Below are 15,611 nucleotides of genomic sequence, written 5' to 3'. Positions count from 1 at the left end.
GCCGAGCCGTTTCCGCAAAAGGTTCAGGAGGCGGCGGACACGCCCTTGCGCACTCTGGGCAGCAGCACGAACGCCCCCAGGTACACCACCGCGGCGATGATCAGCAGCCCCTGATAGCCGACCAGCAGCGCGAAGTACTCCAGGCAGCCGCCCACCATCGCGCCGAGCAGGTTGGCCCCGAAGGACGTCGTGCTGTCGGGGCTGTCGGCGAACCGCTTGGCGAACACCACGTTGGCCGCGAAGATCGGCAGGAAGGCGACCGCGACGGCGGCCACCGCGCGCAGCGGCACCGGCAGGCCGAGCAGCCAGGCGTTGGGGACGAGCCAGGCCAGCAGCAGCCCGGCGGCGAGCACGCCGTACATCACGGGCAGCGGCGGCATGCGGAAGCGCCGCGTCACCTCCACCGCGGCCAGGACCGCCACCAGCACGCCGGCGAAGACGATCGCGTTGACCACCCATGTGGTGCCGAACAGCAGCGCGAACCCGGTCACGCTCTTGGTCTCCAGCAGCAGGAAGCCGACGCCGAGCAGGAACAGGTCGCCGTAGGGGCGCATCCGCTCGTAGGGGCCCGCCACCACGCGCACGGCCAGCAGGCTGACGATGAGGATGAGCGAGAGCGTGATGATGTAGATCGGCGGGATCGTGCGGTCCTTCAGGTAGAGGAAGGGCCGGTCGTCGGGGCTCGGCTCCGGGGTACCGGGGGGCGCTCCGGCCCACTCGGCGGGCCCGCACACCTGCGCGTCGCGGGTGACGCCCGCGGTGATCACCGCCTGCTGCCCGGCCTCGGTCACCACGTCCACGCACGGCGTGTGGCCGAAGGCCGCCTGCATGGTGGCGGCGAGCCGGTCGACCAGCCAGCGTTCGCGGTAGTAGTTGTACATGGAGAACGTGCCGCCCGGCTTGAGCTGGGCGCGCGCGGCCTGCATGGCCTCCTGGGTGAACAGGTAGCTCTCCAGCCGCAGCGAGCTGGCCCCGGAGACGAGGGTGAGCGAGTCGGGCAGGGCGAACAAGATCAGGTCGTACTTCTTACCGGTCTGCTCCAGGAAGGCCCGCCCGTCGGTGACGTGGGTGGTGACCCGGGGGTCGGCGTAGGGCCGGTCGGGGTGGCGGTCGCCGAGCCCGCGCAGTTGCGGGTCGATCTCCACCGCGTCGACGTGCTTGGCGCCCTTGCTGAGCGCGATGGCCACGTCGGTGCCGCTGCCCGCGCCCACGATCAGCACGTCGTCCAGGGACCGCTTGGCCTGGCGTTCGTACGGCAGGGCGTACTGGCGCTCCAGTTCCAGCCGCTGGGCGGCGGGCACGGCCTGCTGGTGCGGGATGCCGTTGACCTGAATGTCGGTCACCCGGGTGCCGCCGTAGTCGCTGTCCTTGGTGGTCACCTTGTAGTACGGCGACCACAGCGCGCCCGCCGTCAGGGTCTCCGAGGCGAGCGCGCCGACCACGATCAGCGACGGCAGCACGACCAGGATCTTGCCGGGCAGGCCGGGCGGCCACAGCAGCGCGGCGTAGGCCACGGCGGCGATCGTGCCCCATACGACGGGCGGCGCGGAAAGGAAGGACAGCGCGGTGAACAGCGCGATGCCGGTGAGGCTGCCGATCAGGTCGTAGCGGTAGGCCTCCAGCCTGGACAGCTCGGGGAAGCACCGCCCGACGAGTTCGGCGGGCCCCATCAGGATGACGGCGGCGGCGCAGAAGATCACCGGCAGGATCAGCCACGGTGGCGGGCCGGTGGTGCCGAGGCTCGTCCAGTACAGGACGCCCTCAGTGTTGCGGTCCACGGTGACCGGGTACAGCAGGATGATCAGTACCAGGGCGGCGAGCGTGATCGGCGAGTAGTACGGCAGGCGCTTGGTCCTGCCCACTCGCAGGAACCCGAGCCCGATCCCGAGGAACGAACCGAGCAGCACGAAGTTGGTGAAGTAGCTGAGGTGAACGATGTTGGAGCCGGTCCACCTGATCAGCGCCAGCTCCAGGAAGAGCATGAAGGCGCTTGCCAGGATGAGCCTCGGCCGCACAGGCAGCCAATGCGCGGACCGGTCGGGAGATTCAGGCGTGGATGGCGCCTTGGCCGGTGCGGTCATGCCGGCCACGGTAGTGAACTCGAGCAGCTTCGCGCGAGCGCCCGCACCGGATCTGATCATCTTTTGCCCGTTCGCACTCAAAGTGATCAGTTGCGCGGCAGCGCGATGGTGAAGGCCGCGCCCTTGCCCGGCGCGGTGCTCAGTGCGATGCGCCCGCCGTGGGCGGTCACGATCGACCGGGCGATGGCCAGGCCCAGCCCGGCCCCGCCGCCCCGTTCCCGGCCCCGGGAGCCGTCCACCCGGTAGAAGCGGTCGAAGACCCGGGCCGCCTGCTCGCTTGTCAGTCCGGGGCCCTCGTCCTCGATCACCAGCAGCGCCTCGCCGCCGCGCGTCCCGACCCCGACGCGCACCGCGGTGCCCGCGGGGGTGTGCGCCACCGCGTTGCCCACCAGGTTGGCCATCACCTGGCGGAGCCTGGCCTCGTCGCCGAGCACGGGGGCACCGGACGGGGCGGACCGGTGGTCCACCCCGGTCAGCCGGATCGGCCGCGACGGATCGAGCGCCCGCAGGTCCTGCCGGGCGTCGGCGGCCAGTGTGCGCAGGTCCATCGGGGCCAGGTCCATCGGCGGCGCGGCGTCGCCCTCGTCCAGCCGGGCGAGCAGCAGCAGGTCCTCGACCAGGGCGGCCAGGCGGCCCGACTCGCTGTGGATGCGGGCCATGGTGGTGTCCACGTCGTGCGGGCCGGTCAGGCCGCCCATCCGGTACAGCTCGGAGAACCCCCTGATGCCGAACAACGGGGTGCGCAGCTCGTGGCTGACGTCGGCGACGAACCGGCGCATCCGCGCCTGCGACTCCTCCCGGGCCGCGAACGCCTGCTCGATCTGCCCCAGCATGCCGTTCAGGGCGGCGGACAGCCGGCCCACCTCGGTACGCGGCGGCATGTTCTCCGGGACGCGTCTGGCGAGGTCTCCGGCGGCGATGGCGGCGGCGGTCTCCTCGATCCGGCGCAGCGGGGCGAGCCCGGCCCGCATCGCGTACCAGCCCGCGGCGGTCAGCACCGCGAGCAGCCCGAGCCCGGTCAGTACGCACACGACAGTGAGCCGGGCGACGGTGGACTCCACCCCGCTCAGCGACGCGGCCATCACGATGCCCGTGCCCGGCTCGGGGGGCGCGGCACCCTCCGGAATCTGCTCGTCGACGCGAGGCAGCGCGATCACCCGCCAGGCGGTCTCGCCGTCGCCGCCCGTCACGCCGAACGGCTCGCCGCCGCGCGCGGCCACGGCCGCCGCGTCCAGTCTGGGCAGCGCGGGCAGGCCGTCGGCCGGCGGCGTGGTCCGCCAGCCGGCCCGCTCCACGGCTCCGGCGGGGGTCAGGTAGGCCGCGTAAAGGCCGTCCAGCAGGTCGAACTCACCGGCCAGGGCCCGCATCGCGCCCACCGCGTCACCGGACGTGGCCGGCGGCAGCAGCCGGGGCGAGAGCCGGGCGAACAACTGCGCCAGCGGGCGCATCTGCTGATCCACCCGGCCGACCAGGTGCGACTTGAGCATGCTCACCACCACGGCCGAACTGACCGCGAGGCCCACGAGCAGCAGGCCCATCGCGATCGCCAGCAACCGCGCCCGCAACGAGATCCTGGTCGTCATGGGCGGGCTCCTATCGGGGGCGGCGCAGCACGTAGCCGACGCCGTGCACGGTGTGGATCAGCTTCGGCTCCCCGCCGTCGATCTTGCGGCGCAGGTAGCTGACGTAGGTGTCCACGATGCTGGCGTCACCGTTGAAGTCGTAGTGCCAGACGTGGTCCAGGATCTGGGCCTTGGACACCACCCGCCCCGCGTTGAGCGCGAGGTAGTGCAGCAGCCGGAACTCCGTCGGGGACAGGCGGACCGGCTCGCCGGCCCGCAGCGCCTGGTGGCCCTCGGGGTCGACTTCGAGGTCGGCCACCACCAGGACGCCATCCGCCCGCCCGCCGCCGGTGCGGCGCAGCACGGCGCGGATGCGGGCGATCAGCTCCTCCAGGTCGAAGGGTTTGGTGACGTAGTCGTCGCCGCCCAGCGTCAGGCCGTTGATCTTGTCGGCCGGGGAGTCGCGGGCGGTCAGGAACAGCACGGGGACCTGGCCGCGCGCGCCCCGGCCGGCGACCGAGCGCAGCCGCCTGACCACCTCGAAGCCGTCCATGTCGGGCAGCATCACATCGAGCAGCACCAGGTCGGGAGGGTCCTCGCGGGCCGCGCGCACGGCCTGCTCGCCGGTCGCGGCCGAGGTCACCGTGAAGCCGGCGAACCGCAGGGTCGCCGAGAGCAGTTCGCGGACGGTCGGCTCGTCGTCCACCACGAGCAGCCGCTCGCCCGCCCCGGTGATGTGTCCCGTCACCGCCTGGTCACCCGCCATCCCGCCGCCCGCCGTGCTTGTCAGGATATGACCCCGCTCACCGTGCCCGCCCCGGGCACTGGGACCAGGCTGCACGACCGCACTGAGCGATTCCGCAGTGGATCTGGGAGCTTCCTGTGAGGCGGCGGGCGGCGGCGGGCCGGGCGGGTTCGATGGGTTCGACGGGTGTGCGGAAAAGATCCTTTAAGCTCTTGATGCCGTGCCTGACGCGATGAGGGGAAGTTTCAGCACATGCGGGAGCGTGTCCGCGCGACCGTCGAGTCGACCGGGTTCCAGCGGTTCATCACGGCGGTGATCGTGGTCAACGCCGCGACACTGGGACTGGAGACCTCGCCGTCCGTGGTCCACGCCTACGGGCCCGTGCTCGCCTTCATCGACCACATGGCCCTCTACCTGTTCGTGGCCGAACTGCTGGCCAAGCTGTACGCCCAGGGCCCGGCCTTCTTCCGCGATCCGTGGAACCTGTTCGACACCGCGATCGTGGGGGTCTCGCTGCTGCCCACGGCGGGCGGCCTTTCGGTGCTGCGCGCCCTGCGGGTGCTGCGCGTGCTCCGGCTGATCTCGACCGTGCCGAGCCTGCGCCGGGTGGTGTCGGCGCTGCTGACCGCGGTGCCGGGGATGACCTCGATCGTGGCGCTGCTGTCGCTGGTGCTCTACGTGGCGGCGGTGATGGGCACCAAGCTGTACGGCGCGACCGCCCCGGAGTACTTCGGCTCGCTGCCCACCTCGCTGTTCACCCTCTTCCAGATGATGACCGGCGACGCCTGGTCCGACATCGGCAGGGAGGTCATGGCCCGGCACCCCTCGGCCTGGATCTTCTTCGTGGTGTTCATGCTGACCTGCACGTTCGTGGTGCTCAACCTGTTCATCGCGGTGGTCGTGCGGGCGATGGACGACGACGATGACGCCCACGACCGCCTCGGCCGGACGGTGCTCGCGGAGCTGGCCGCCGTCCGCGCCGAGCTGGCCGTGCTCCGCGAGGCCGTACCGGGCAAGGAGAGCGCGACGGCTCAGCGGGAGTAGTGCTCCACGACCAGCCGTTCGTCCACCGGGATGCGCACCTGCTCCCGCTCGGGCCTGCTGAGCAGCGTGAAGCGCAGCTCACCGTGGTCCACGGCCAGGTAGGGGGCGCTCACCTCGTCGGCGTGCACGCCTTCGGCCGCCGCCACGAACGGCTGCCTGCCCCGCGAGCGCGGCCGGACGCCGATGACCTGGCCGGGCTTGACCAGGTAGCTGGGGATGTCCACCTTGCGGCCGTCCACCGTGATATGGCCGTGTGTGATGTACTGCCGCGCGGCGTAGATCGACGGGGCGAACCCGGCGCGCAGCACCAGGGAGGCCAGGCGCGACTCCAGCAGGACGACGAGCTCGGCGCCCGACCGGCCCGGCTTGCGCTGCGCCGCCTCCCAGTATCTGCGCATCTGCTTCTCCGAGACGTCGTAGTACCACCTCAGCTTCTGCTTCTCCATCAGGCGCAGGCCGTAGTCGCCGGTGTTGCGGCGGCTGGTCTTTCGGCCGTGCTCGCCCGGCGGGTAGGGGCGGTCCTCGAAGTAACGCACCGCCTTCTTGGTCAGCGGCACGCCCGCGCGGCGGGACAACCTCACTTTGGGGCCGGTGTAGCGCACGATCACCTCACTGTGCTTAGGTAAACCTTAATTAGGTAAGCCTAACCTTAGCAGTGTCGTCAGATCGAGGCGAAGGAGAACGGTCGTGCAGCGACCCGTTGCAGCAGCGCCCATTCCCGAACGCGTCCGCACGCTGGCCGCGGGGGCCGCGCCCACCCACGTCTCCGTGGTGTCGTCGCCGCGCCCGGCCGTGCCGGCCAGGGGCGGCGTGGACCCCGAGGGCCGCCCGGTGCTGCTGGTCACGCCGGGGCACCCGCTGGCCGGCCTGCCCGAACAGACGGTGGTCACCGTGGACCTCATCGCCTGCCGCGACCTCGGCGGCCGGCGCTGCACGCGCGGCATGCTGAAGGTCCGCGGCTGGCTGGAGCCGGTCCCGGCGCACGAGGCGCGCCGCTCCGCCGTCGCGGTCGCCGAGCACTGCCCCGACGAGCTGCTGTTCCAGGCCGTGGAGGAACCGGGCGAGGCGGCGAGGCTGCTCCGGGTCGACGTCGGGCAGGTCATCTACCTGGCCGGGATGGAGTCGGGGGTGCTGGAGGCCGAGGACTACCTGTCGGCCGGGCCCGACCCGTGCCACGAGAGCGCCGAGCGGATGATCGAGCACGTCAACGCCTGCCACCGCGAGCAGCTCACGCTGGCCGTACGCCACCTGGCCGGGGCGCTGTCCGCGCCGGACGTGTGGCTGTGGGAGCTGGATCGGTACGGGGCCACCGTGCGGGCCGGGCTGGACGACCCCGAACTGCTGCGCCTGCCGTGGTCGCGGCCCGCCACGAACGCCCGCGAACTCGAACAGGCGCTGCACTGCCTGATCCAGCACGCCGAGGCGTAGCCCGCGGACGGCCTGTCAGAAGACGGTGACCCGGGGCTCGGCCGACAGGGAGGCGTCCACCGCCTCGGGCGCGAGGATGTTGGCCAGCACCATCAGCGCGCACCCGGTGACACCCGCGCCCGGGCCGAGCCTGCTCGGCTCGATGCGCAGGTTTCGGGTGGCCAGGGCGGTGGACCTGCGATAGACGACCTCGCGCACCCCTGACACCAGCGGCTGGAAGGTCTCGGCCAGGTCGCCGCCGAGCACCACGACGGCCGGGTTGAGCAGGTTGACCGCGCTGGCCACGACCTCGCCGAGCTTGCGCGCCGCGTCGCGGATGACCGCCATGGTCTCCGCGTCGCCCGCGCGCACCAGGGCCACCACGTCGGCCAGCCCGGAGACCTGACGCCCGCGCTCGCGCAGCACGCGCAGCATCGCCGTGGCGCTGGCCACCGAGTCCAGGCAGTCGACGCTGCCGCAGCGGCACAGCACTCCCCCGCCGTCGCGTACCGGGATGTGCCCGATCTCGCCCGCCGCGCCCAGCGCCCCGCGCATGATCTGGCCGCCGGAGATCACCCCGGCGCCGATGCGGGTGGAGACCTTGACGAACAGCAGGTCGTCCACCTCGCCGCGGTAGGCCGCGTGGTGCTCGCCGATGGCGATCACGTTGACGTCGTTGTCCACGAACACCGGGACCGGGAACCGCTCGGCGATGATCGGCGGGATCACCAGGCCGGTCCAGCTCGCCATCACGCGCACGCTCTCGGTACGGCCGGCGGCGAACTCCACCGTGGCCGGCACCCCCAGGCCGACGCCGCGCACCTGGGCGGCGGGCCGGTCGGCGAGCAGGCTCTCCCAGGTGTCCATCAGCAGCGGGAGCACGACGTCCGGCCCGCGCTCCACGTCGATCGTCACCTCCGCGGTGGACAGCGCCGTGCCGGCGAGGTCGCAGACGGCGATCTGAGTACGGCCGGCGCCCAGCGAGGCGACCAGCACCACCCCGCCCTGGGCGTTGAACGCCAGCCGGGCGGGCGGACGCCCGCCCGTCGAGGGCCCTTCGGTGTCCTCCACCACCAGGCCGCGGTCGAGCAACTCGCTCACCCGCAGCGCCACGGCGGGCCGGGACAACCCGGTCACCCTGCCGATCTCCGCGCGGGTGACGGCCTCACCGGCGCGGATGAGGTGCAGCACGTCGCCGCTGGAGGCGAGCGGAGCGGCGGAACGTCGGACCATCGACCAAGTGAATCACACCCTCTTATGGAATGAGAAGTAACCACTTATTCATCTCGAATGACAAAACTCGGCTTGTCTGGAGCGGAAGATGTGGCTAGTGTCCGATCTGTCCCCGTCCAGGTAGATCATCGGAGCCTCCGTCGTGAACCCCTCGCCAACCCCCGCCGCCCAGCGCGCGACCCCGCATGACGCGGACCTCGTCGTGTTCGGCGGCACCGGCGACCTGTCCATGCGCAAGCTGCTGCCCGCCCTCTATCACTGCGACCGCGACGGCCGCCTGGCGCCGCAGACCAGGATCATCGCCCTTTCCCGCGGCGGCCTGACCGACGACGACCTGCGCGGCAAGGTGGACGCCCAGGTCCGCGCGGCCGTACCGGAGGGCGATGACCCCGCGGTGTGGCAGCGGTTCCTGGCGCGGCTGCGGCATGTGCCGGTGGACGTCCACGACGACGGGGCCGCGCACGAAGGGTGGCGGGAACTGGCCGGCCTGCTCGCCGGGAACGAGGACCGCGACCGGATCTTCTACCTGGCCAGCCCGCCGATGACCTTCGGGCCGTTCTGCCGCCATGTACAACGGGCCGGCCTGGTCACCCCGCGCTCCCGGGTCGTGCTGGAAAAGCCGCTCGGCCGCGACCTGGCCAGCGCCCGGCAGATCAACGACGAGGTGGGCGCCATCTTCGCCGAGTCGCAGATCTACCGGATCGATCACTACCTGGGCAAGGAGACCGTGCAGAACCTGCTGGTGCTGCGCTTCGCCAACGCCTTCCTGGAACCGATCTGGAACTCGCTGTGGATCGACCACGTCCAGATCAGCGTGACCGAGACGGTCGGCACGCCCGGCCGGCGCGGCTACTACGACCAGGCCGGGGCGCTGCGCGACATGGTGCAGAACCACCTGCTGCAACTGCTGTGCCTGGTGGCCATGGAACCTCCGGCGCGCAACGACCGCGAGTCCATCCGCGACGAGAAGCTCAAGGTCCTCCAGGCGCTGCGGCCGATCAGCGGGTCGGAGGCGGACCGGTTCACCGTGCGCGGGCAGTACGCCGAGGCCCCCGGCATGCCCGGTTACCTCGACGAACCCGACCGCTCCCCGCCCACCGACGCCTCCTACCGGGTGGAGACCTTCACCGCGATCAGGGCCGAGGTGAAGAACTGGCGCTGGGCCGGAGTCCCCTTCTACCTGCGCACCGGCAAGCGGCTGCCGAGCCGCCGCTCGGAGATCGTCGTGCAGTTCAAGGACGTGCCGCACTCCATCTACCCCGGCGGCTCGCCCAACCGGCTGGTGCTGCGGCTACAGCCGAGCGAGGGCATCGACCTGCACATCATGGCCAAGGAGCCGGGCGCGGGCGAGGTCACCCTGCGGCCGGTGCCGCTCGGGCTGAGCTTCGCGCGCACCTTCGGCACCCGCGTGCCCGACGCCTACGAGCGGCTGCTGATGGACGTCATGGACGGCAACCCCACCCTGTTCATGCGCCGCGACGAGGTGGAGGCCGCCTGGCGGTGGATCGATCCGATCCTGGCCACCTGGGAGTCGGCGGGGACGCCGCCCGAGCCGTACCCGGCGGGCAGCGCGGGCCCGCCCTCCGCGCACGAACTGCTCGGCCGCAGCGGCCGTGCCTGGCACGAGGAGGAGCCGGCATGAACCGGATCGTCGAAGAGGTGACCGACGGGATCCGCGAGCGCAGCCGGGCGAGCCGGGCGGCGTACCTGCGGCGGGTGGACGCCGCCGGGCGGGAGGCCGGGGAGCGGGGCCCGGCGCGCACCACGCTGGGCTGCGCCAACCTGGCGCACGGGTTCGCGGCCAGCCCGGCCGCCGACAAGCTCGCCCTGCGCGGCTCGGTCAAGCCCGGCGTGGCCATCGTGACCAGCTACAACGACATGCTGTCCGCGCACCAGCCGTATGAGACCTACCCGGCCGAGCTGAAGGCGGCGGTGCGGGCGGCGGGGGGCGTGGCGCAGGTCGCCGGCGGCGTCCCGGCCATGTGCGACGGCATCACCCAGGGCCGCGCGGGCATGGAACTGTCCCTGTACAGCCGCGAGGTCATCGCGATGGCCACGGCGATCGCGCTGTCGCACGACATGTTCGACGCGGCTCTGCTGCTGGGCGTGTGCGACAAGATCGTCCCCGGCCTGCTGATCGGCGCGCTGCACTTCGGGCACCTGCCCGCCCTGTTCGTCCCGGCCGGGCCGATGACCTCCGGCCTGCCCAACAAGACCAAGGCCCGGGCCAGGCAACTGTTCGCGGAGGGCAGGATCGGCCGGGGCGAGATGCTGGACGCCGAGGCGAAGTCCTACCACTCCCCCGGCACCTGCACCTTCTACGGCACCGCCAACTCCAACCAGGTGGTCGTGGAGGTCATGGGGCTGCACCTGCCGGGCGCGACGTTCGTCAACCCGCACACCGAGCTGCGCCACGCGCTCACCGAGGCGGCCGGGCGCAGGGCGGTCGAGCTGACCGCGCACGGGCCGGAGTACACCCCGGTCGGGCACGTGGTGGACGAGCGGGCCGTGGTCAACGGGGTCGTGGCGCTGCTGGCCACCGGCGGGTCGACCAACCACACCATGCACCTGGTGGCGATCGCCGCGGCGGCCGGGATCGACCTGCGGTGGGACGACTTCGCCGCGCTGTCGGCGGCGGTGCCGCTGCTGACCAGGATCTACCCCAACGGCCAGGCCGACGTGAACCACTTCCAGGCGGCGGGCGGCATGCGGGTGCTGATCGGCGAGCTGCTGGACGCCGGGCTGCTGCACGAGGACGTGCTCACCGTGGCCGGGCGCGGGCTCGGCCACTACCGCTGCGCGCCGGAGCTGAAGGAGGGGACGCCGGTCTGGCAGGAGCAGGCCGGCGGCAGCGGCGACCTGGACGTGCTGCGCCCGGTCGCCGACCCCTTCTCCGCCGACGGCGGCATCCACATGCTTTCGGGCAACCTGGGCCGGGCGGTGAGCAAGGTCTCGGCCGTCAAGCCGGAGCACCAGGTGGTGGAGGCCCCGGCATTGGTCTTCGACGACCAGCTCGACCTGCTGGCCGCGTTCGAGGCGGGCGAGCTGGACGGGCGGGATTTCGTCGCGGTGATCCGCTACCAGGGCCCGGCCGCCAACGGCATGCCCGAGCTGCACAAGCTGACCCCGCCGATGGCGGTGCTGCTGGACCGGGGCCGGCGGGTGGCCATCGTCACCGACGGCCGCATGTCGGGGGCGTCGGGCAAGGTGCCCTCGGCGATCCACCTGTCGCCGGAGGCGGCCAAGGGCGGGCCGATCGCACTGGTGCGCGACGGCGACATGATCCGGCTGGACGCGGCGGGCGGCGCGCTGGAGCTGCTGGTGCCGCAGGAGGAACTGGCCCGGCGTACGCCGCAGGGCGCGCCGCCCTCCGACGAGCAGTGGTCGGGCACCGGAAGAGAGCTGTTCACCGCCTTCCGTCGTACGGCGGGGCCCGCCGAGCGTGGCGCGGGTATCTTCGCCATGAACGGCGTCTACGGTGTGAACGGCGAGGGCTTGTGACCGAATTCGCATATCCATGGCTGGTGGCCGACATCGGCGGCACCAACGCCCGCTTCGGGCTCGTCACCGAGCCCGGCGGGCATCCCTGTCACGTGGCGGTGCTGCCGGTGGCGGAGTACGACGACATGCCCGCGGCGGTGGCCGACTATCTGGCCGGCCACGCGGGCGGTCTCCTGCCCGCCGCAGCGTGCTTCGCCATCGCCGGCCCGGTGGACGGCGACCTTTACCATCTGACGAACGCCGGGTGGGCCGGTTCGGTGCGCGACGTCGGCATCCGGGACATCACGCTGCTCAACGACTTCGAGGCGCTGGCCCTCTCGCTGCCGCACCTGGGGAAGGCCGATCTGGTCCCGCTGGGCGGCCCGGCGCCGCCCGGCCCGCGGCCGGGGTCGGTGAAGGCGGTGCTCGGGCCGGGCACCGGGCTCGGGGTGGCCGGGCTGGTGCCCGCCGGTCAGGGCTGGGTGCCGGTCGCGTGCGAGGGCGGCCACGTCACCCCGCCGGTGGTGACCGAACGGGAGACGGCGGTGGTCGCGGCGCTGCGCGCCGAGGGGGCGACCTACCTTGACGCGGAGGAGCTGCTGTCCGGCCCCGGGCTGACCCGGCTGCACCATGGGCTCGCGCTGGTGGACGGCGTGCGCGCCGACCGGCTACCGGCCGCCGAGATCGTCACGCGGGCCGACGCCGACCGGCTGTGCGGGGAGACCCTGGAGGTGTTCTGCGCCCTGCTGGGCAGTTTCGCCGGCAACGTGGCGCTGACCTTGGGCGCGCGGGGCGGGGTGTACCTGGGCGGCGGGGTGCTGCCGCGGATCGTCGCGCGGGTGCGCGCGAGTGAGTTCCGGGCGAGGTTCGAGGACGCGCCGCCGCTCGGCGACTATCTCCGCGACATTCCCACCAGCCTGATCGTGGACGCCCAGCCCGCCCTCACCGGGGCGGCGGCGTGGCTGGTCCAGCGATCAGGAAGAATAGTACGTTAGGGATATTGGAGGAGAATCGGATGAGTGTGCTCGACCTCGCCCCCGTGGTGCCCGTCGTGGTGATCGACGACGTGGACACCGCGGTGCCGCTGGCCCGCGCCCTGGTCGCGGGGGGCCTGCCGGCCATCGAGGTGACCCTGCGCACCGACGCCGCCCTTTCGGCCATCGCCCGCATCGCGGCCGAGGTGCCGGACGCGGTGGTCGGCGCGGGGACCGTGCGCACCTCCGCCGACGTGGACGCCTCGGTACGGGCCGGGGCGAAGTTCCTGGTCAGCCCCGGTGCCCCGGCCGCACTGGCCGCCGCGATGGCGGCGAGCGGCATCCCGTTCCTGCCGGGCGCCGCGACGGCGACCGAGGTCCTGGCGCTGGCCGAGCGCGGCGTGAAGGAGATGAAGTTCTTCCCGGCCGAAGCGGCGGGCGGCGTGCCGTACCTCTCGGCCCTGGCCGGGCCGCTGCCGGACGTGCGGTTCTGCCCGACCGGCGGCATCCGCCCGGCCAACGCCCCGGATTACCTGGCGCTGCCGAACGTGGGCTGTGTCGGCGGCACCTGGCTGACCCCCGCGGACGCGCTGGCCTCCGGCGACTACACGCGCATCGAGAAGCTGGCCGTGGAGGCCGCCGCGTTGCGCTGAGATCACCGAGACGACGTCGGCGGCCCCCTTCCTCCCTCGGCTCGCCGGCGGCCATGACGGCACCGTGACCCGGTGCCGCGATCATGGGATCGACGGCCCGTGGCGCCGCACCCGGCGCCACGGGCCTACTCATGCCCGGCCGGCGGGCGAGGTCGGTCCGGGGTCAGCGGGCGTGGCCCGAGCCCCAGGCCCAGGCCGCGATGCCCACCCGGTTGGCCGCGCCCAGCTTGCGCTGCAACGTTGGCCACGTGGGTCTTGACCGTGCCGGGGCTGATGGACAGTTCGGCGGCGATCTCGGGGTTGGTACGGCCGTGCGCGACCAGCCGGGCGACCTCCGCCTCCCTGCCGGTGAGCGGTTCGGCGGGCGGCCGGAGGTCGCGCAACTCGCGCAGCAGGCGCACGGTGACCTGCGGGCTGATCAAGGTGTCGCCCGCCATCGCCGCCCTGATCGCCTCGGCCGGCAGCGCGGGCCGGACCGTTTCAGCAGGAAGCCGCAGGCCCCGTCGCGCAGCGCGGTACGGACGTACTCGTCCAGGTCGAAGGTGGTCACCACGATGACCCGCGGCTGCCCCGCGAGGCGTCTGGTCACCTCCAGGCCGTCCAGTCCGGGCATGCGGATGTCGGCGAGCACCACGTCGGGCCGCAGGTGACGGGCCAGCTCCAACGGCCCGTGTGCCGTCGGCCGCCTCCCCCACCACGGTCATGTCGGGTTGCGCGGCGAGGATCATCCGGAACCCGATCCGCACGTCCTCCTGGTCGTCGGCGATCAGCAGCCTGATGGTCACCTGGTCCCTCCCGAGGGCAGTACCGCCTCGACCCGCCACCCGCCCGGCGCGGGCCCCGCCGACAGCGAGCCGCCGAGCACCGACACCCGCTCGGCCAGACCGAAGCCGCCGCGCCCGGACGCCTCCGAACGGCCGCCGCCGTCGTCGGTCACCCGGACCCGCACCGCCGAGCCGCCCGCGCGGGCGACCTCGACCTCCACCCGTTCCGCGCCGGGGGCGTGCCTGCGGGCATTGGTCAGGGCCTCGGTGACCAGGCGGTAGATCGTGGCGGACACCTCACGGGAGACCTCCCCGGCCAGGCCGGGGTCGATCCTCAGGCTGACCTCGGCCGGCGAGTAGTCCGCGGCGAGCCGGGCCAGGCCGTCCAGACCGGGCAGCGCGCCCCCGGCGGCCTCGCCGGCCGCAGGGTGCCGGTCGCGCTGCCGGTGGCGCTCGGCGGCGCGATGTGCGGCGTGCTGCTGACCTCGGTGGGCAGCGTCGTGGCGATGACCGGCTGGAACGATCCGGCCTCCTGGCTGCTCAGCCCGATGACCTACTGGCCGCTGTGGGCGGTCGCGCTCGGCGCGGCGACCCTCGCCTACCGGCTGCGCAGGCGCGGTGCCTGCCGGGCCTGCGGCCTCAGCGGTTGACCAGGGGGCCGGAGCCGGTGGAGCCGCGGACCACGAGTTCGGGCTGGAAGAGGAGCTCGGCGTGTTTGGGCGGCGCTCCGTTGATGCCTTCGAGCAGGGTCTCGACGGCCGCCGCCGCCATCGCGCCGATCGGCTTCCTGATCGTGGTCAGCGGCGGGTCGGTGAAGGCGATCAGCGGGGAGTCGTCGAAGCCGACCACCGAGACGTCGACGGGGACCCGCAGCCCGCGCTCCCGGCAGGCGCGTACCGCGCCGAGCGCCATCAGGTCGCTGGCGCACACGATGCCCGTGCAACCGCGTTCCAGCAAGGTGCCCGCCGCGGCCTGGCCGCCCTCGGCGGTGAACAGCGAATGGCAGATCAGGGCCTCGACGTCGATGGCGCCGAGCAGCCGGGACATGGCCCGCCGGAACCCCTCGATCTTGCGCATCACCGGCACGAACCTGCGCGGCCCCACGGCCAGCCCCACCCGCTCGTGGCCCAGGTCGACCAGGTGCTGCACGGCGAGGGCCGCCGAGAGCCGGTCGTCCGGCGAGATGAAGGGGGCCTCGACCTCTTCGCTGTATCCGTCCACCAGCACGATCGGCGTGCCCCGCTCGACGAGCCGAATGTAGCGCTCCATACGCGCGGTGGTGTCGGCGTGCGGCCCCGCGACGAACACGATGCCGCTCACCCCCCGGTCCAGCAGCAGGTCGGCGAACTCGTCCTCGGGCGCTCCGCCGGGCAGGCGGGTGCACAGCACGGGCGCGAGGCCGTGCTGGACGAGGGACCTTTCCACGGCCTGGGCGAACGCCGGGAAGATGGGGTTGTCCAACTCGGGGGTGACCAGCCCGACCAGCCCGCTGCCACGGTGGCGCAGCCGCTGCGGGCGTTCGTACCCCATCAGGTCCAGCGCGCTGAGCACGACCTGCCTGGTGGTGGCCGACACACCCGGCCTGCCGTTAAGAACCCGGCTCACCGTCGCCTCGCTGACCCCTGCCTGAGCTGCGATGTCGGAGAGCCGGGTGCCGTTCATGGGGAG

The 15,611-nt window shown here is 72.7% G+C and carries 14 protein-coding genes and 1 pseudogene; 7 read left to right on the top strand and 8 right to left on the bottom strand.

Translation table 11 applies throughout. The features are described from left to right. Nucleotides 1-23 precede the first annotated feature (23 nt). The 3 genes from ACH34R_RS31235 to ACH34R_RS31225 all read right to left on the bottom strand — a co-directional run bounded on the left by ACH34R_RS31235 (nucleotide 24) and on the right by ACH34R_RS31225 (nucleotide 4,391). Nucleotides 24-1,982 (bottom strand): spermidine synthase, encoded by a 1,959-nt coding sequence (locus ACH34R_RS31235; protein WP_397565127.1) that lies wholly within the window; start codon nucleotides 1,980-1,982, stop codon nucleotides 24-26. A gap of 185 nt (nucleotides 1,983-2,167) precedes the next feature. Beyond that, nucleotides 2,168-3,052 carry a sensor histidine kinase gene (locus ACH34R_RS31230; RefSeq protein ID WP_397565178.1) on the bottom strand — a complete coding sequence of 295 codons (885 nt, stop codon included), beginning with the start codon at nucleotides 3,050-3,052 and terminating at the stop codon, nucleotides 2,168-2,170. Between the two features lie 622 nt (nucleotides 3,053-3,674). Next, the gene (locus ACH34R_RS31225; RefSeq protein ID WP_397565126.1) at nucleotides 3,675-4,391 is read right to left on the bottom strand and encodes a response regulator transcription factor; all 717 of its coding nucleotides are present in this window, start codon (nucleotides 4,389-4,391) and stop codon (nucleotides 3,675-3,677) included. A gap of 249 nt (nucleotides 4,392-4,640) precedes the next feature. Here ACH34R_RS31225 and ACH34R_RS31220 point away from each other — a divergent pair, with 249 nt between their 5' ends. Next, nucleotides 4,641-5,432 carry an ion transporter gene (locus ACH34R_RS31220; RefSeq protein ID WP_397565125.1) on the top strand — a complete coding sequence of 264 codons (792 nt, stop codon included), beginning with the start codon at nucleotides 4,641-4,643 and terminating at the stop codon, nucleotides 5,430-5,432. Here the strand turns inward: ACH34R_RS31220 and rpsD are convergent. After that, a complete protein-coding gene (gene rpsD, locus ACH34R_RS31215; protein ID WP_111169102.1) occupies nucleotides 5,420-6,034 on the bottom strand; it encodes a 30S ribosomal protein S4 in 615 nt (204 codons plus the stop codon). The genes ACH34R_RS31220 and rpsD overlap by 13 nt on opposite strands. Before the next feature lie 85 nt (nucleotides 6,035-6,119). On the opposite strand from rpsD, the gene ACH34R_RS31210 reads away from it, so the two are divergent. Further along, nucleotides 6,120-6,860, top strand: coding sequence for a DUF2470 domain-containing protein (locus tag ACH34R_RS31210; protein WP_397565124.1), 741 nt, complete (start codon nucleotides 6,120-6,122; stop codon nucleotides 6,858-6,860). A 15-nt stretch (nucleotides 6,861-6,875) separates the two neighbouring features. Here ACH34R_RS31210 and ACH34R_RS31205 read toward each other — a convergent pair whose 3' ends face one another. After that, nucleotides 6,876-8,072: an ROK family protein gene (locus ACH34R_RS31205; protein WP_397565122.1), complete on the bottom strand. Its 1,197-nt coding sequence runs from the start codon at nucleotides 8,070-8,072 to the stop codon at nucleotides 6,876-6,878. Nucleotides 8,073-8,301: 229 nt separating this feature from the next. On the opposite strand from ACH34R_RS31205, the gene zwf reads away from it, so the two are divergent. Genes zwf through eda form a run of 4 tightly spaced genes read left to right on the top strand, consistent with a single transcriptional unit; the run spans nucleotide 8,302 to nucleotide 13,179 of the window. Then, the gene (gene zwf, locus ACH34R_RS31200) at nucleotides 8,302-9,714 is read left to right on the top strand and encodes a glucose-6-phosphate dehydrogenase (RefSeq protein ID WP_397565176.1); all 1,413 of its coding nucleotides are present in this window, start codon (nucleotides 8,302-8,304) and stop codon (nucleotides 9,712-9,714) included. Continuing rightward, nucleotides 9,711-11,573: a phosphogluconate dehydratase gene (gene edd / locus ACH34R_RS31195; protein ID WP_397565121.1), complete on the top strand. Its 1,863-nt coding sequence runs from the start codon at nucleotides 9,711-9,713 to the stop codon at nucleotides 11,571-11,573. The genes zwf and edd overlap by 4 nt, the downstream gene beginning before the upstream one ends. Continuing rightward, a complete protein-coding gene (locus ACH34R_RS31190) occupies nucleotides 11,570-12,547 on the top strand; it encodes a glucokinase (protein ID WP_397565120.1) in 978 nt (325 codons plus the stop codon). Before edd ends, ACH34R_RS31190 begins: the two co-directional genes overlap by 4 nt. A gap of 20 nt (nucleotides 12,548-12,567) precedes the next feature. After that, on the top strand, nucleotides 12,568-13,179 hold the full coding sequence (gene eda, locus ACH34R_RS31185; protein ID WP_397565118.1) for a bifunctional 4-hydroxy-2-oxoglutarate aldolase/2-dehydro-3-deoxy-phosphogluconate aldolase: 612 nt from the start codon (nucleotides 12,568-12,570) through the stop codon (nucleotides 13,177-13,179). A gap of 163 nt (nucleotides 13,180-13,342) precedes the next feature. Here eda and ACH34R_RS31180 read toward each other — a convergent pair. Beyond that, a pseudogene (locus tag ACH34R_RS31180) lies at nucleotides 13,343-13,964 on the bottom strand (response regulator). Next, on the bottom strand, nucleotides 13,961-14,239 hold the full coding sequence (locus ACH34R_RS31175) for a sensor histidine kinase (protein ID WP_397565117.1): 279 nt from the start codon (nucleotides 14,237-14,239) through the stop codon (nucleotides 13,961-13,963). The pseudogene ACH34R_RS31180 and the gene ACH34R_RS31175 overlap by 4 nt, the downstream one beginning before the upstream one ends. A 132-nt stretch (nucleotides 14,240-14,371) precedes the next feature. Between ACH34R_RS31175 and ACH34R_RS31170 the strand changes: the two genes are divergently transcribed. After that, on the top strand, nucleotides 14,372-14,593 hold the full coding sequence (locus ACH34R_RS31170) for a hypothetical protein (protein ID WP_397565116.1): 222 nt from the start codon (nucleotides 14,372-14,374) through the stop codon (nucleotides 14,591-14,593). On the opposite strand, the gene ACH34R_RS31165 is transcribed toward ACH34R_RS31170, so the two are convergent. Beyond that, nucleotides 14,583-15,605: a LacI family DNA-binding transcriptional regulator gene (locus ACH34R_RS31165; protein WP_397565114.1), complete on the bottom strand. Its 1,023-nt coding sequence runs from the start codon at nucleotides 15,603-15,605 to the stop codon at nucleotides 14,583-14,585. The genes ACH34R_RS31170 and ACH34R_RS31165 overlap by 11 nt on opposite strands. Nucleotides 15,606-15,611 lie beyond the last annotated feature (6 nt).

The organism is Spongiactinospora sp. 9N601, assembly GCF_044326295.1.
GTDB lineage: Bacteria > Actinomycetota > Actinomycetes > Streptosporangiales > Streptosporangiaceae > Spongiactinospora > Spongiactinospora gelatinilytica.
The sequence above is the reverse complement of the archived record's forward strand: the minus strand, read 5'-3'. Positions and strand labels throughout refer to the sequence as shown.

What these genes read in the sequence shown, in the direction of transcription:
- ACH34R_RS31235 (WP_397565127.1), bottom strand. Translation starts at nt 1,982, where the DNA reads ATGCTCTTCCTGGAGCTGGCGCTGATCAGGTGGACCGGCTCCAACATC.
- ACH34R_RS31230 (WP_397565178.1), bottom strand. Translation starts at nt 3,052, where the DNA reads ATGCGGGCCGGGCTCGCCCCGCTGCGCCGGATCGAGGAGACCGCCGCC.
- ACH34R_RS31220 (WP_397565125.1), top strand. Translation starts at nt 4,641, where the DNA reads ATGCGGGAGCGTGTCCGCGCGACCGTCGAGTCGACCGGGTTCCAGCGG.
- ACH34R_RS31205 (WP_397565122.1), bottom strand. Translation starts at nt 8,072, where the DNA reads ATGGTCCGACGTTCCGCCGCTCCGCTCGCCTCCAGCGGCGACGTGCTG.
- zwf (WP_397565176.1), top strand. Translation starts at nt 8,302, where the DNA reads ATGCGCAAGCTGCTGCCCGCCCTCTATCACTGCGACCGCGACGGCCGC.
- edd (WP_397565121.1), top strand. Translation starts at nt 9,711, where the DNA reads ATGAACCGGATCGTCGAAGAGGTGACCGACGGGATCCGCGAGCGCAGC.
- eda (WP_397565118.1), top strand. Translation starts at nt 12,568, where the DNA reads ATGAGTGTGCTCGACCTCGCCCCCGTGGTGCCCGTCGTGGTGATCGAC.
- ACH34R_RS31165 (WP_397565114.1), bottom strand. Translation starts at nt 15,605, where the DNA reads ATGAACGGCACCCGGCTCTCCGACATCGCAGCTCAGGCAGGGGTCAGC.